This is a genomic window from Kocuria nitroreducens (assembly GCF_042879195.1).
Classification (GTDB): domain Bacteria; phylum Actinomycetota; class Actinomycetes; order Actinomycetales; family Micrococcaceae; genus Kocuria; species Kocuria nitroreducens.
Window position 1 is genome coordinate 1 of sequence record NZ_JBHZTC010000002.1, and the last position, 14,360, is coordinate 14,360.

The window sequence follows — 14,360 nt, forward strand, 5'->3', positions numbered from 1 at the left end:
CCACCATCGCCGAGGGGATCTCCGTCAACGTGACGCTGATCTTCTCCCTCGAGCGCTACCGCGCGGTCATCAACGCCTATCAGCTGGGGCTGGAGCAGGCGCTCGAGAACGGCAAGGACCTGGCCGGCATCCACTCCGTGGCCTCCTTCTTCGTCTCCCGGGTGGACTCCGAGGTCGACCAGCGGCTGGACGCGATCGGCACCGACGAGGCCGAGGAGCTGAAGAGCCAGGCCGGGCTGGCCAACGCCCGGCTCGCCTACCAGATCTACGAGGACGCCCTGACCACCGAGCGCTGGGAGCGGCTGGCCGCGGCCGGGGCGAATCCGCAGCGCCCGCTGTGGGCCTCCACCGGGGTGAAGGACCCGTCCCTGCCGGACACCCTGTACGTGACCGGTCTGGTGGCCCCGAACACCGTCAACACCATGCCGGAGAAGACCCTCGAGGCGACCTTCGACCACGCCGAGATCACCGGGGACACCGTCACCGGCACCTACGCGGAGTCCAACGAGCTCCTGGACCGGATCGCCGGCGTGGGGATCTCCTACGACGAGGTCGTCGACAAGCTCGAGGCGGAGGGACTGAAGAAGTTCGAGGACTCCTGGGCGGAGCTGCTCGACACCGTGCGCGCCGCCCTCGACAACGCCCGCTGAGCCCGTCCCGATCTGATGCGCGTTCTGTCCGTGCTGCCCGACCCCAAGGAGAACCCATGAGCTCCCTGTCCGTCCAGACCTCCGGCGCGGCCCGCGAGGCCGTCGACCGGCACGTGCCCGCGCTGGTGGGCGACGGCTTCGCCTCGAAGCTCTTCGCCCAGGACCCCACCCTGTGGGGCACCGCGGCCGAGGACGAGTCCGCCAAGCGGCTGGGCTGGGTGGAGGCCGCCGAGGTCTCCCGTCCGCTCGTCGCCGAGATCACCGCGCTGCGCGAGGAGTTCGCGGCGGAGGGCGTGGACCGGTTCGTGCTCGCGGGCATGGGCGGGTCCTCCCTCGCCCCCGAGGTGATCACCCGGACCGCCGGTGTCGAGCTGTTCGTGCTCGACTCGACGGACCCGGAGATGGTGGGCGCGGCCCTCGCCGACCGCCTCGAGCGCACCGCGATCGTGGTCTCCTCCAAGTCCGGCTCGACCGTGGAGACCGACTCGGCGCGCCGGGTCTTCGCCCGGGCGTTCGAGGACGCGGGCATCGACGCAGCCTCCCGCATCGTGGTGGTGACCGATCCCGGTTCGCCCATGGAGGCGTCCGCGAAGGAGGCCGGCTACCGCCGGGTCTTCACCGCCGACCCGACCGTGGGCGGGCGTTTCTCCGCGCTGACCGCCTTCGGCCTCGTCCCCTCCGGCCTGGCCGGGGTGGACGTCGGGGCCCTGCTCGACGACGCCGACGAGGCCGTCGAGGTGCTGCGCGAGGACGCCGAGGACAACCCCGGCCTGCACCTGGGCGCGGCACTCGGCGGGACGCAGCCGTTGCGGAACAAGCTCGTGTTCCGGGACCTGGGCTCCGGGATCGCCGGGTTCGCCGACTGGGCGGAGCAGCTGATCGCGGAGTCCACCGGCAAGGAGGGCAAGGGCGTGCTGCCCGTCGTCGTCGGCGCCGGTGACGCTCCGGAGGCCACCTCGGGAGCGGCCGACGTCCTCGTCGTGGAGCTCGTCGGCGTCGACGAGGAGCAGGTCCCCGAGGGCGACGTCGTACGGGTCTCCGGTTCCCTCGGCGCGCAGCTCATGCTGTGGGAGGTCGCCACCGCGGCGGCCGGGCGGCTGCTCGGCATCAACCCGTACGACCAGCCCGACGTGGAGTCCGCCAAGAACGCCACCCGCGCCCTGCTCGAGGACAAGCCGCAGCCCACGGCCGCGGACGTCGTGGACGGACCCGTGGAGATCCGCGGTGCGCAGGAGTTGCTCGACGGGGCGCAGACGGTCGAGGACGCGCTGGCCAGGCTGCTCGCGCAGCTGCCGGTGACCGGCTACCTGTCCGTGCAGGCGTACTTCGACCGGCTCGCGTGGGCTGAGCTGGAGAGCGTGCGCCCGGACCTCGCCCGCGCCACCGGCCGGCCCGTCACGTTCGGCTGGGGCCCGCGGTTCCTGCACTCCACCGGCCAGTACCACAAGGGCGGACCGGCAGAGGGCGTGTACCTGCAGATCACCGCCGCCTCGGAGACCGACCTCGACATCCCCGACAGCCCGTTCAGCTTCGGTGAGCTGATCTCTGCCCAGGCGGACGGGGACGCCCAGGTCCTCGCCGACCACGGCCGGCCCGTGCTGCGACTGCGGCTCGCGGACCGCGCCGCGGGCGTGGCACGGCTGCGGCAGGCCGTCGACGCACTCGGCGGCTGACCCGGTCGGAGCGACCCGACCGCTGACCTAGAATGGGAGCACGCCACGGTCGGCGCGGGAGTCCCCGCGCCGACCGTTGCGCGTGCAGGCCGCCATGGGTGCCACGGCCCCGCAGAGACGTGAAGGAGTTCCGTTGCCAGACACCAACGCCCGCAATCCCCTGCGGGACCAAAGGGACAGGCGGCTCGTCCGGGTCGCAGCCCCGTCGGCGCTCGTGCTCTTCGGCGTGACGGGAGACCTCGCGAAGAAGAAGCTGCTGCCGGCGATGTACGACCTCGTCAACCGGGGGCTGTTGCCGCCGTCCTTCGCGCTCGTCGGCTTCGGCCGCCGTGACTGGTCCCACGATCGGTTCCGGGAGGTGGTGCGCGAGTCCGTCGAGGCCCACGCACGCACCCCGTTCCAGGAGGACGTGTGGCGCCAGTTCGCCTCCGGCGTCCGGTTCGTGCGCGGGGAGTTCGACGAGGACACGGCCTACGAGGCGCTCAAGTCGACCCTCAAGGAGCTCGACGTGCACTCCGGGACGCGCGGCAACCACGCGTTCTACCTCTCGATCCCGCCCAAGGCGTTCGAGACGGTCTGCCAGCAGCTCGCCGACCACGGCCTGGCCCAGCACGAGAACGCCTCCGGGTGGCGCCGCGTGGTCATCGAGAAGCCCTTCGGCCACGACCTCGACTCCGCGGCGGAGCTCAACGCCATCGTCGAGCGGGTGTTCCCGGCGGACTCGGTGTTCCGCATCGACCACTACCTGGGCAAGGAGACGGTGCAAAACATCCTCGCGCTGCGCTTCGCGAACCAGATGTTCGAACCGCTGTGGAACGCGCAGTTCGTGGACCACGTGCAGATCACCATGGCCGAGGACATCGGCATCGGCTCCCGCGCCGGCTACTACGACGGCGTGGGCGCGGCCCGCGACGTCATCCAGAACCACCTGCTGCAGCTGCTGGCCCTCACCGCCATGGAGGAGCCGCTGTCCTTCCAGGCCCACCACATGCGCGCGGAGAAGGCGAAGGTGCTGGCCTCCGTCGTCGTCCCCCAGGACCTGGCGGCGCACTCGGCGCTCGGCCAGTACGGGTCCGGGTTGCAGGGCGGTGAGCGCGTGCGGGCCTTCCTCGAGGAGCAGGACATCCCCGCCGACTCCCGGACCGAGACCTACGCGGCGCTGCGCCTGGACATCAACAACCGCCGGTGGGCGGGCGTGCCGTTCTACCTGCGGGCGGGCAAGCGCCTGGGCCGGCGGGTGACCGAGATCGCGGTGCAGTTCAAGAACTCGCCCAACCTGCTGTTCGGCGACAACGGCCACGAGGACCTGGGGCAGAACGTCATCGTGATCCGGATCCAGCCCGACGAGGGCGTGACCATCCGGCTGGGCTCCAAGGTGCCCGGGACGCAGTCGGAGATCCGGGACGTGACCATGGACTTCGGCTACGGCCACTCGTTCACCGAGTCCAGCCCGGAGGCCTACGAGCGCCTCATCCTCGACGTGCTGCTCGGGGAACCGCCGCTGTTCCCGAACCACGAGGAGGTCGAGCTGTCCTGGCGGATCCTCGACCCCTTCGAGGAGTGCTGGGAGCAGCAGCAGATCATGCCGGAGCCGTACGCGCCCGGGTCCTGGGGACCCGCCGCCGCCGACGAGCTGCTGGCCCGTGACAGACGCGTCTGGAGGCGACCGTGATCGTTTCGATGGAGAACACCACCACCTCGGCCATCGACAAGAAGCTGAACCTGCTCAGGGACCAGCACGGCGTCGTGACGCTCGGACGGGTCCTCACGCTCGTGATCATCGCCCAGGCGGGGCACTCCGAGGCCGCCCTGGAGGCCGCGAACTTCGCCAGCCACGAGCACCCGTGCCGGATCCTCGTGCACGTTGCCCACTCCCAGGCCGAGAGCACCCGGCTCGACGCCCAGCTGCGGATGGGCGGTGACGCGGGCGCCTCCGAGGTCATCGTGCTGCACGGCTACGGCGAGCTCGCCGAGCCCACGGAGACCCTGTTCTCGGCGCTGCTGCTCCCGGACGCGCCGATCGTCGCCTGGTGGGCGCACACGGTACCGCCGCCCTCGCCCCACACGTCGTCGATCGCCGGGATCGCCCACCGGCGGATCACGGACTCCGCGCGCAGCGACGACGCCTACGAGGCGCTCGCGGAGCTCAGCGCCCGGTACGTCCCCGGCGACACGGATCTCGCCTGGACGCGGGTGACCAACTGGCGCATCCAGCTGGCCGCGGTCCTGGACCAGGCGGAGCCCGCACCCGTGCGGGAGGTCGTCGTCGAGGGGTGCGGCCGCTCCCCCAGTGTGGTGCTGCTCGGCACGTGGCTGGGCACCCGGCTCGATGCCGAGGTGACGCTCGTCAACAACCCGGGGCCCCGCCGCCTGGACCGGGTGACCCTCGTCCGGGACGACGGCGAGATCGTGCTCGAGCGCCCGGGCCGGTCCGTGGCGATGCTGCGGCAGCCGGGCCAGCCGGACCAGCAGATCGCCATGCCCGTGCGGGACCTCAACGCCTGCATCGCCGAGGAGCTCCGGCGCCTGGACCCCGACGAGGTCTACGGCGAGGTCGTCACCACCGGTCTGCGGGACGTGCGCGTCGCGCAGATCGTGGACACGACCGGCGAGCTCACCCCCGGCGCCGAACGGTTCCTGGCCGAGCACGGCGGAGGCTCCCCGGACCCGGAAGGTTCGGCGCGCGCGACGCCCGGCGACGCCGCGGAGCCGGTCGCCGATCTGCCGGAGCCCGACGAGGTCCCGGCCGTCGAGCTGTCCGTCCCGGTCCCCGGAGAGGAGCACGCATGAGCGCCGAGCTGGAGACCATCGCCCACCCGGACAAGGAGTCGCTTGCCGCGGACACCGCGGAGCGGGTCCTCGACGTCGTCGTGGCGGCGCAGGAGGATCGCGGTGGGGCGAGCGTCGTGCTCACCGGCGGGAGCATGGGCACCGCGGTGCTCGCGGCCCTCGCGTCCTCCGCCCGCCGGGAGGAGGTCGACTGGGCGCGGGTCGACGTGTGGTGGTCGGACGAGCGCTTCGTGGCCGGGGACAGCCCCGAGCGCAACAGCGTCCAGGCCGCCGAGGCAGTGGGTGACGCCCTCGCGCTGAACCCTGACCGGGTGCACCGCATGGGCAGCGCGGACGACTTCGACGCCGCCGAGGACGCCGCGTTCGACTACCGGCGGGAGCTCGCCGCAGCCGCCGACGCGGAGCTCCGGACGGAGGCCTTCCCCCGGTTCGACCTCTTGCTGCTGGGCCTGGGCCCCGACGGCCACGTGGCCTCCCTGTTCCCGGGGCTGCCGCACGTGCACGAGGACGACGCCACCGTGCTGGGGGTGCAGGACTCCCCGAAGCCCCCGCCCGAGCGGGTGAGCATGACGCTGCCGATGATCAACAGCGCGGAGCGGGTCTGGTTCCTCGTGGCCGGGGCGGACAAGGCCGAGGCGGTCGCGGCCGTCCGGGCCGGGGCCCCGGTCGAGCGCACGCCCGGGGCTGGGGTGCGCGGGACCGAGGAGACGCTGCTGCTCGTGACGGAGGACTGCCTGCCCGGCTAACGATCCGGCCACGCCCGTGGACCGCCCCGGCCCGCGACGGGGACCATGGGCACACGCGCACCGTTCCGCGCCCGCCGCCCGCCGAGGGAAAACTCCGCCATGATCCACGAGCCCGTCCCCGCACCCGTCCCCGCACCCGTCGCCGGGACCGTCTCCGAGCCGGTTCTGCAGCTGCGGCTGCTGGGCTCGTGCGCGGTCCTGTGCGGCGGGGACAGGGTGGACCCGGGCGCCCGGCAGCTGCGGCTCCTGGCGGCCCTCGCCCTGCTCGGGCGCCGGGCGCGGGGATACCTCGGCGGCCTGCTGTGGCCCGGCTGCCCCGACGCCCGGGCGCTGGGGAGCCTGCGGGCCGCGGTCTTCGGCGTCAACCACCACCTCCCCGGGGTCCTGGTCGCCGACGGCCACGACCTCGCGCTGTCCCCGGCCCTCGGCGTGGACGTGCACGCGCTCCGGGCCCGTCTCGCGGCGGTGGCGCAGGCCGAGGAGCCCGCCGCGCTGGGCGCCGCGGACCCCGCCGGCCCGGGCGTCCCCCAGCTGCTTCCCGGGTGGTACGACGACTGGGTGCTCGCCGAGCAGGATCGGCTGCGCAGCCTCTACGTCCACGCGGCCGAGCATGCCGCCGGACTGTGCCTGGCGCACGGCGACCCCTCCCGGGCCGCGAGGTGGGCGGAGGCGGTGCGCGCGGCGGACCCGCTGCGCGAGAGCGCCGTGCGCCTGCTCGTGCGAGCCCATCTCGCCCTCGGAAACCCGGCCGCGGCCCTGCGGGACTTCCGCCGCTACTGCGCCGTCGCGGTGGCCGAGACGGGCGCGGGCCCGTCGGACGAGCTCGTCCGTCTCGTCGGCTCCGTGGCGCGCCTGTGACGCGGTGACCGCCTGCGCGGTCCACCGGGACACCTCGACGCAGGGCCTGGGCGCACGCGCGTGCAGCACCCGGGCCTCGGCGTCCCGCGGACGCTCAGGCGCGCACCGCGTGCTGGAACCGGAGCAGGTTCTCGGGGTCGTAGGCGGCCTTCGCCGCCAGCAGCCGGGCGTGGCCCTCCTCGCTCCAGGCGCGGGAGGAGTCCGCGTTCCCGCCCACCGAGCCCAGGAAGTTGACCATCGTCCGTTCCGACACGTGCCCGCCCAGGGACGCCAGGATGCCCTCGATCGCCGCGGGCACCCGCTCGCCGTCCGGCGGCACGGCGAGACCGACGAGGCCGATCAGGTACGGGGCGTCGCGGCCCGGGACGAGCTCCGCGCCGCCCTCCGGGACCCGGGACAGGGCGCCGCCCAGGAGCCGGATCTCGATGAAGGCGAGCGGGCAGTCCGTGTCCGGGCCCGCCTGCGCCAGGAGGGCGTCGATCGTGGCGTCGTCCACGTCCTCCAGCAGCCGGCCCGCGTCCCGGAACGGGAGCGGGACCGGTGGGTCCAGGTGGATCGCGTCGACGTCCCGGTAGCTCATGCGCCCCACCGTGTCCATGACCGGGTCGGAGAGGTGCCGCATCGGCGCCAGCAGCCGCACCGCCTCCTCGTCCCCGGCCGTGCAGGCGTACCGGAGGTGCAGCACGAAACGGTTCCGCAGCGGCTCCGGGACGATGTCCATCGCCGGCAGCCGCAGCAGCGCGATCGAGGTGGAGACCGTTTCCGGCAGGTCCGCGGACCACCGCGACCATGCGGTGAGCACGTCTCGGGCGTCGGCGCCGGGGTAGAAGATCCCTCCGCCGTAGAGGCCGTCGAGCGGGAGCAGCCCGAACTCCAGCGCCGTGACGACGCCCAGGTTGCCCTTGCCCCCGCGCAGCAGGTCGAAGAGCTCGGGATCGTGCGTGGCGTCCACCGTCCGGCGCCGGCCGTCGGGGGTGACGACGTCGGCGGAGCGCACGTGGTCGGCCGCGAACCCGTAGGTCCGCCCGAGCACCGGGAGTCCCCCGCCCAGGGTGTAGCCGACCACGCCCACGTCCGTCGTGGAGCCGTTGAGACCCACGAGCCCGTGCGGCACGGAGGCCTCCAGCACGCTCCGCCAGCGCACCCCGGCGCCCACGCGCGCGGTGCGGGCCTCCGGGTCCACCGTGCACTCCTGCAGGCGGGCCGTGCTGATGAGCAGACCGCCCTGCATGGGAAGGTCGGCTCCGTGGCCGGTGGCCTGTACGCCGACGGGCACGCGGTGGGCTGCGGCCCAGGCCACGGCGGCGGACACGTCGGCGGCGTCCACGGCCCCCACCACCACGTCGGGGCGGATCGGTGTCGCGAGGTTGTAGGCGGCGGTCTCCCGCTCGTAGCCGTCGTCCTGCGGGGTGAGGACCGGGCCGGCGACCTGCCGTCCGAGCTCCTCCACGTCCGCCGGAGGAATTGTCGGGACCATGGTGTCGGCTCCTCGGGGAGTGGGCGGCTCGCCGGGCCCCGGACGGGGCGCGGCACGTCGCCAGCATCCCGCCGCTCGTGTGACGGGGGCGTGATCACCCGCGTCACACGACGACATGCGGCACCGGTGCGGACGACCCCGGGTTCCCCGTCCGGCCACGACGTTCCGTGGCCGGACGGGGAACCCGGGGTCGTCCGAGGGGCGGTCGGCTCAGGCGGCCACTTGGGCGAAGCGCATGGTCAGCGCGTAGGCCGCGATCGACAGGGCCCAGACCACGGCCGTGGCGGTGGTCAGGCGGACCAGGTTCTTCTGCGCCACGCCCGAGGTGTTGAGGGACTGGGTCATCCCGCCGCCGAACATGTCGGAGAGGCCTCCGCCCTTGCCCTTGTTGAGGAGCACGAGCAGGACGGCCAGGAGGCTCGTGACCACGATGATCGCCAGGAGCACGTTCTGCAGAATTTCCACTGGGGCCTTCCCTCGGGGGTGTCCGTCGAGCAGCCGCGCCCGGTGCGGCGCGGACGGTCAGGGGGTCGTGATCAGTCGGTCACGAGGTGCTGCTCGAACCTGGCAATGCTAGCAAACTCCTCGGCGTCGAGGCTGGCGCCGCCGACGAGGACGCCGTCGACGTCCTTGCCCTTGAGGATCGAGCCCGCGTTGGCGGCCTTCGCGGAGCCGCCGTAGAGGACGCGGGTCTTCGCCGCGGTCTCGGCGTCGTAGAGACCGGCGAGCTCGGCGCGGATGGCGGCCGCCATCTCCTGGGCGTCCTCCGGGCCGGCGACCTCGCCGGTGCCGATCGCCCACACGGGCTCGTAGGCCACCACGAGCTCGGCCACCCGGTCCGCCTCGAGACCGGCGATGGAGCCGCGCAGCTGCTCGAGCGTGAAGGCGACGTGCTCGCCGGCCTGCCGGACCTCGAGGCCCTCGCCGACGCACAGCACCGGGACCAGTCCGTGGCGGTGGGCGGCGGCGATCTTGGCGTTGCACAGCTCGTCGGACTCGCCGTGAAGAGTGCGGCGCTCGGAGTGGCCCACGAGCACGTAGGTGCAGCCGAGCTTGGCCAGGAACTGGCCGGAGATGTCGCCGGTGTAGGCGCCGGAGTCCTGGTCGGAGAGGTCCTGGGCGCCGTAGACGACGCGCAGGTCGTCGCCGTCCACGAGGCTCTGCACGGAGCGGAGATCGGTGAACGGCGGGAAGACGGCCACCTCGGCGCGGGCGTAGTCGTGCTTGGCGTCGTCCAGGGTCCACGCGAGCTTCTGCAGCAGGGTGATCGCCTGGGCGTGGTCCATGTTCATCTTCCAGTTGCCGGCGATCAGCGGCGTGCGGTCGAACTGTCCGTTGGTCTGGGAGGTCATCGGGGACTCCTGTCCGCGGCGGGTGCGCCGCTCGTCGTGCGTTTCGGCAGTGGTGCGCTGGCCGTCAGGGGCGCCCGGGGCGGGCGGCTCCGGGCGCCCCTGACGGGGGTGGTCGAGCGTGCGGGTCAGGCGCCCAGGGCCACGACCCCGGGCAGCTCCTTGCCCTCGATGAACTCGAGGGAGGCCCCGCCGCCGGTGGAGATGTGCCCGAACTGGTCGTCCGAGAAACCGAGGTTGCGCACGGCCGAGGCGGAGTCGCCGCCGCCGATGACGCTCATCGCGTCCGAGGCGACGACGGCCTCGGCGACCGCTCGGGTGCCCCCGGCGAAGGCCTCCATCTCGAACACGCCCGCGGGGCCGTTCCAGAACACGGTCTTCGCCCCGCGGATCCGCTCGGCGAACAGCTTCGCGGACTCGGGGCCGATGTCCAGGCCGAGGCCGGTGGAGCCGATCTCGCCGTCCTCGATGGCGTCGACGGGGCGCACCTCGTGCGCCGCGTCCGCGGCGAACTCGGCCGCGTAGACGATGTCCACGGGCAGGACGATCTCGGTGCCGGCCGCCGAGGCCTTCTCGAGGTAGTCCCTGACCGTCCCGATCTGGTCCTGCTCCAGCAGGGACCCGCCGACGGAGTGCCCCTGCGCGGCCAGGAACGTGAAGACCATGCCGCCGCCGATGAGCAGCGAGTCGGCCTTCCCGATGAGGTTCTCGATCACCGCGAGCTTGTCGGAGACCTTGGACCCGCCCATGACCACCACGAAGGGACGCTCGGGGGCGGAGACGACCTTGGTGAGCACGTCGAGCTCGCGCTTGACGAGGTCGCCCAGGTAGGCCGGGAGGCGGTGGGCGATGTCGTACACGGAGGCGTGCTTGCGGTGGACAGCGCCGAAGGCGTCGTCCACGTAGGCCCCGTTCTCGCCCGTCAGGGCGGCGAGCTCGTCCGCGAAGGCGCCGCGCTCGGCGTCCTCCTTCGAGGTCTCGCGGGCATCGAAGCGCACGTTCTCGATCACGAGCACCTCGCCGTCGGCGAGGGTCTCGGCCTTGGCCCGGGCGTCGTCCCCGACGACGTCGGAGGCGACCGCCACACGGAAGCCGGCCAGCTCGGCCAGCCTCCGCGCGGCGGGGGCGATCGAGTACTTCGGGTCGACCTGTCCCTTGGGCCGGCCGAGATGCGCCATCACGATGACGCGGGCCCCGGCGTCGGCCAGCTTCTGCAGGACCGGCAGGGACGCGCGGACGCGCCCGTCGTCGGTCACGGTGGAGCCGTCCAGGGGGACGTTCAGGTCGGAGCGGACCAGGACGCGGCGCCCGGCGACGCCGTCGGCGATGAGTTCGTCAAGTGCATGAGCCATGTCACTCACCCTACCCCGGGGACGTCGCGCGGACGCGGTGTCAGAGCTGCCCGCCGACGTGGGAGACGACGTTGACGAGGCGGGAGGTGTAGCCCCACTCGTTGTCGTACCAGGCGATGACCTTGACCTGGTTGCCGATGACCTTGGTCAGCGGGGCGTCGAAGATCGTGGAGATGCTGTCGCCCTGGATGTCCGAGGAGACGATGGGGTCCTCGGTGTACTTGACGATGCCCTTCATGGGGCCCTCGGCGGCCTCCTTCATGGCGGCGTTGACCGACTCGACGGAGACCTCCTTCTGCGCGTCGAAGGTGAGGTCCACGACCGAGCCGGTGGGCACGGGCACGCGTACGGCGAAGCCGTCCAGCTTGCCCTTGAGCTCGGGGAGTACGAGGCCCACGGCGGCGGCGGCGCCGGTGGTGGTCGGCACCATGTTGAGGGCGGCGGCGCGGGCGCGGCGCAGGTCGCTGTGCGGGCCGTCCTGCAGGTTCTGGTCCGCAGTGTAGGCGTGGATCGTGGTCATCAGACCCTGCTCGATGCCGAACGCGTCGTTGAGGACCTTGGCCATCGGGGCGAGGCAGTTCGTGGTGCAGGAGGCCGCGGAGACGATGTTCATCGACGCGGAGTCGTAGGTGTCGAGGTTGACGCCGGGCACGAACGTGCCGTCGATCTCCTTGCCGGGGGCGGACAAAACGACCTTCTTGGCGCCGCCGTCCAGGTGTGCCTTGGCCTTGGAGCCGTTGGTGAAGCGGCCGGTCGACTCGACGACGACGTCCACTCCGAGCTCGCCCCAGGGGAGCTTGGCGGGGTCGGGCTCGGCGAGGAACTTGACGTCGTGGCCGTCGACGCTCATGGTGTCGCCGTTGAGGGTCACCTCGCCGGGGAACCGGCCCATGATGGAGTCGTACTTGAAGAGGTGGACCAGCGCCTCCGGGTCCGTGAGGTCGTTCACGGCAACGACCTCGATGTTCTCGCCCTGCTCGCGCGCGGCGCGGAGGAAGTTGCGTCCGATGCGTCCGAATCCGTTGATGCCCACTCGAATGGTCACTGGCTTCTCCTGTGTTGGTCGGGGTCTGGATCGTTGAAGTCTGGATCGTTGAACCGGAGTCCATTCTACGTGGTTATCCCTGGGATGTCTTGGGGTCATGAAAGATTGAACCCGCATTCATCGCTAAAACCACATAAACCCACATCGACAGTCGTGGAACCTCGGAAACCCACGCGGGAACGTCCGGAAGGCCTCCGGCGCCGCCCTGAAGGACCGCCCCGGCGGAACTGCTCCGCCGCGCCGGCCGTGGACGAGCCCCGCCGGAGCGCTCCGCTCAGGAGGGCAGGGCCTCCGCGGCGACACCGGAGTCGGTGCCGGGGAGATTCAGCTCCTCCGCCCGGCGGTCCGCCATGGCCAGGAGCCGGCGGATCCGGCCCGCCACGGCGTCCTTGGTGAGCGGGGGGTCCGCGAGCCGGCCGAGCTCGTCCAGACTGGCCTGCTTGTTGGACAGCCTCAGCTCCCCCGCCTGCCGCAGGTGCTCCGGGACCTCGTCGCCGAGGATCTCCAGCGCGCGCTCGACCCGGGCCCCGGCGGCCACGGCGGCCTGCGCGGAGCGGCGAAGGTTGGCGTCGTCGAAGTTGGCGAGGCGGTTGGCCGTGGCGCGCACCTCCTTGCGCATCCGCCGGTCCTCCCACTGGAGGAGCGTCTGGTGGGCGCCCATCCGGGTGAGCAGCGCGGCGATCGCGTCCCCGTCCCGCACGACCACGCGGTCGACCCCGCGCACCTCGCGGGCCTTCGCGAGGACGCCGAGCCGGCGGGCCGCACCGACGAGCGCGAGGGCCGCCTCGGGGCCAGGGCAGGTGAACTCCATCGCGGCGGAGCGGCCGGGCTCCGTGAGGGAGCCGTGGGCGAGGAAGGCCCCGCGCAGCACCGCCTCGGCGTCGGCCACGGCCCCGTTGACCACGGCGGGCGGGAGCCCGCGCACGGGGCGCCCTCGCGAGTCGAGCAGGCCCGTCTGGCGGGCGAGGGCCTCGCCGTCCTCGACCACGCGCACCACGTACGAGCTGCCGCGACGCAGTCCCCCGCCGGAGACGACCACGATCTCGCTGTCGTGGCCGAAGACCTCGTGGACGGCGCGGCGCACCCGGCGCGCGGTGGCGCCGAGGTCCACCTCCGCCTCGACGACGATGCGTCCCGAGACGATGTGGAGCCCGCCCGCGAAGCGCAGCAGGGCGGAGAGCTCGGCGCGACGCTCCGAGGACCTTTTGATCTCGAGACGGGACAGTTCTTCCTTCACCGATGACGTCAGAGCCACGCGGTTCCTTTCCTGGGGATGCTGGGGGTGTGGGGTGGGCGGAGGGCTCAGCGGTGGCGCTCGAAGATCTCCTGGTAGGCGGCCGCGAGCCGGAGCGTGTTGTGCACGGCAGTGCCGGGGTGCGCCCGGACGTCGGCGTAGAAGACCTCGGCGCCCAGGCCGCGGGCGACCTCCTCGAGGTCGGCGCCGTCCTCGGTGGCGGAGGGGTCGGCGAGGACGACGTCCAGGGACAGCTCGGGGCAGTAGGAGTGCAGGACCCGCAGGTGGTCGGCTGCCGTCTTGCCGCGGGTCTCGGTGTCCGGCGAGAGGTTCAGGGTGACGCAGCGGCGCGCCCGGGTGCCGCAGATGGCCTCGCGCAGCTCGGGCAGCAGCAGGTGCGGCAGCACGGAGGTGTGCCACGAGCCCGGACCCATGATCACCCAGTCGGCGAGCCCGACCGCCTCGACCGCCTGCGGGCACGCCGGGGCGTCCGGAGGCACGAGCCGCACGTTGCCGACGTCGGCCTGCTTGGCCAGGACGGCCTGCCCGGTGATCGTGCGCACCGTGCCGAGGGACCCTTCCCCCTCCGGGGTGCTGCCACCGGCGGACGGGGCACCGGGGGCGTCACCGGTGACGTCCCCGGGGACGTCACCGGCGATGACCAGCGGCTGCGTGGACATCGGCAGCACCCGGCCGCGGGCGCCCAGCAGGGCGCCCGCCCACTCGAGCCCCGCCACCGGGTCCCCCAGCAGCTCCCACAGCGTGACGATGAGCAGGTTGCCCAGCGCGTGGTTGTCGAGCGTCGTGGAACGGCCCTCCGAGGAGCTGAACCGGTGCTGCATGACGTCGCGCCACGTCCGGCCCCACTCGGAGTCGTCGCACAGCGCCGCGAGCGCCATCCGCAGGTCTCCCGGAGGCAGGACCCCGAGCTCGTCGCGCAGCCGGCCGGAGGAGCCGCCGTCGTCGGCCACCGTCACCACCGCGGTGAGCACCGGGGTGATCCGGCGCAGGGCCGCGAGGTTGGCCGAGAGCCCGTGCCCGCCGCCGAGGGCGACCACGGAGGGGCTGGCGCCGCCGGGCCGCCGGGCGGAGGGGTCCGGCGAGTGGTGGGGGTCGACATCGGCGCCGCTGCTGAGGGGCAGCCGGGGGAAGGCGCCGGTGGGAGGAAATGTCATCGGAGGTCCAA

Annotated in this window: 13 protein-coding genes; 6 read left to right on the plus strand and 7 right to left on the minus strand. The window is 72.9% G+C overall.

Features of this window, described 5'->3' with window-relative positions; all coding sequences use genetic code 11:
• The 6 genes from ACFYE1_RS01185 to ACFYE1_RS01210 form a co-directional block, all read left to right on the plus strand.
• Nucleotides 1-650, plus strand: a 650-nt coding sequence (locus ACFYE1_RS01185; RefSeq protein ID WP_387739085.1) for a transaldolase family protein, incomplete at its 5' end; no start/stop codon positions are given.
• 56 nt (nucleotides 651-706) lie between these two features.
• Nucleotides 707-2,323, plus strand: coding sequence for a glucose-6-phosphate isomerase (locus tag ACFYE1_RS01190; protein WP_387739087.1), 1,617 nt, complete (start codon nucleotides 707-709; stop codon nucleotides 2,321-2,323).
• 160 nt (nucleotides 2,324-2,483) lie between these two features.
• On the plus strand, nucleotides 2,484-3,995 hold the full coding sequence (gene zwf, locus ACFYE1_RS01195; protein WP_387739474.1) for a glucose-6-phosphate dehydrogenase: 1,512 nt from the start codon (nucleotides 2,484-2,486) through the stop codon (nucleotides 3,993-3,995).
• Nucleotides 3,992-5,113 carry a glucose-6-phosphate dehydrogenase assembly protein OpcA gene (locus ACFYE1_RS01200; protein ID WP_387739089.1) on the plus strand — a complete coding sequence of 374 codons (1,122 nt, stop codon included), beginning with the start codon at nucleotides 3,992-3,994 and terminating at the stop codon, nucleotides 5,111-5,113. The genes zwf and ACFYE1_RS01200 overlap by 4 nt, the downstream gene beginning before the upstream one ends.
• Complete coding sequence (gene pgl / locus ACFYE1_RS01205) at nucleotides 5,110-5,859, plus strand: 6-phosphogluconolactonase (protein ID WP_387739091.1); 750 nt, start codon at nucleotides 5,110-5,112, stop codon at nucleotides 5,857-5,859. The genes ACFYE1_RS01200 and pgl overlap by 4 nt, the downstream gene beginning before the upstream one ends.
• A gap of 99 nt (nucleotides 5,860-5,958) precedes the next feature.
• Nucleotides 5,959-6,717, plus strand: coding sequence for an AfsR/SARP family transcriptional regulator (locus tag ACFYE1_RS01210; RefSeq protein ID WP_387739093.1), 759 nt, complete (start codon nucleotides 5,959-5,961; stop codon nucleotides 6,715-6,717).
• Between the two features lie 94 nt (nucleotides 6,718-6,811).
• Here ACFYE1_RS01210 and ACFYE1_RS01215 read toward each other — a convergent pair whose 3' ends face one another.
• The 7 genes from ACFYE1_RS01215 to ACFYE1_RS01245 all read right to left on the minus strand — a co-directional run bounded on the left by ACFYE1_RS01215 (nucleotide 6,812) and on the right by ACFYE1_RS01245 (nucleotide 14,349).
• Entirely contained in the window at nucleotides 6,812-8,194 is a 1,383-nt protein-coding gene (locus tag ACFYE1_RS01215) for an FAD-binding oxidoreductase (RefSeq protein ID WP_387739096.1), read from the minus strand.
• A gap of 210 nt (nucleotides 8,195-8,404) precedes the next feature.
• Nucleotides 8,405-8,659 carry a preprotein translocase subunit SecG gene (gene secG / locus ACFYE1_RS01220; protein ID WP_387739098.1) on the minus strand — a complete coding sequence of 85 codons (255 nt, stop codon included), beginning with the start codon at nucleotides 8,657-8,659 and terminating at the stop codon, nucleotides 8,405-8,407.
• 71 nt (nucleotides 8,660-8,730) lie between these two features.
• On the minus strand, nucleotides 8,731-9,546 hold the full coding sequence (gene tpiA, locus ACFYE1_RS01225; RefSeq protein ID WP_387739100.1) for a triose-phosphate isomerase: 816 nt from the start codon (nucleotides 9,544-9,546) through the stop codon (nucleotides 8,731-8,733).
• A gap of 125 nt (nucleotides 9,547-9,671) precedes the next feature.
• Nucleotides 9,672-10,895 carry a phosphoglycerate kinase gene (locus ACFYE1_RS01230; protein ID WP_387739102.1) on the minus strand — a complete coding sequence of 408 codons (1,224 nt, stop codon included), beginning with the start codon at nucleotides 10,893-10,895 and terminating at the stop codon, nucleotides 9,672-9,674.
• 40 nt (nucleotides 10,896-10,935) lie between these two features.
• Nucleotides 10,936-11,940: a type I glyceraldehyde-3-phosphate dehydrogenase gene (gap, locus tag ACFYE1_RS01235; protein ID WP_387739104.1), complete on the minus strand. Its 1,005-nt coding sequence runs from the start codon at nucleotides 11,938-11,940 to the stop codon at nucleotides 10,936-10,938.
• Between the two features lie 274 nt (nucleotides 11,941-12,214).
• Entirely contained in the window at nucleotides 12,215-13,195 is a 981-nt protein-coding gene (gene whiA / locus ACFYE1_RS01240) for a DNA-binding protein WhiA (RefSeq protein ID WP_387739106.1), read from the minus strand.
• A 47-nt stretch (nucleotides 13,196-13,242) separates the two neighbouring features.
• Complete coding sequence (locus ACFYE1_RS01245) at nucleotides 13,243-14,349, minus strand: gluconeogenesis factor YvcK family protein (protein WP_387739109.1); 1,107 nt, start codon at nucleotides 14,347-14,349, stop codon at nucleotides 13,243-13,245.
• Nucleotides 14,350-14,360 lie beyond the last annotated feature (11 nt).

Excerpts from the sequence above, each read along its gene's own strand:
- ACFYE1_RS01210 (WP_387739093.1), top strand. The coding sequence starts at position 5,959 with ATGATCCACGAGCCCGTCCCCGCACCCGTCCCCGCACCCGTCGCCGGG.
- tpiA (WP_387739100.1), bottom strand. The coding sequence starts at position 9,546 with ATGACCTCCCAGACCAACGGACAGTTCGACCGCACGCCGCTGATCGCC.
- ACFYE1_RS01230 (WP_387739102.1), bottom strand. The coding sequence starts at position 10,895 with ATGGCTCATGCACTTGACGAACTCATCGCCGACGGCGTCGCCGGGCGC.
- ACFYE1_RS01190 (WP_387739087.1), top strand. The coding sequence starts at position 707 with ATGAGCTCCCTGTCCGTCCAGACCTCCGGCGCGGCCCGCGAGGCCGTC.
- ACFYE1_RS01215 (WP_387739096.1), bottom strand. The coding sequence starts at position 8,194 with ATGGTCCCGACAATTCCTCCGGCGGACGTGGAGGAGCTCGGACGGCAG.
- ACFYE1_RS01245 (WP_387739109.1), bottom strand. The coding sequence starts at position 14,349 with ATGACATTTCCTCCCACCGGCGCCTTCCCCCGGCTGCCCCTCAGCAGC.
- pgl (WP_387739091.1), top strand. The coding sequence starts at position 5,110 with ATGAGCGCCGAGCTGGAGACCATCGCCCACCCGGACAAGGAGTCGCTT.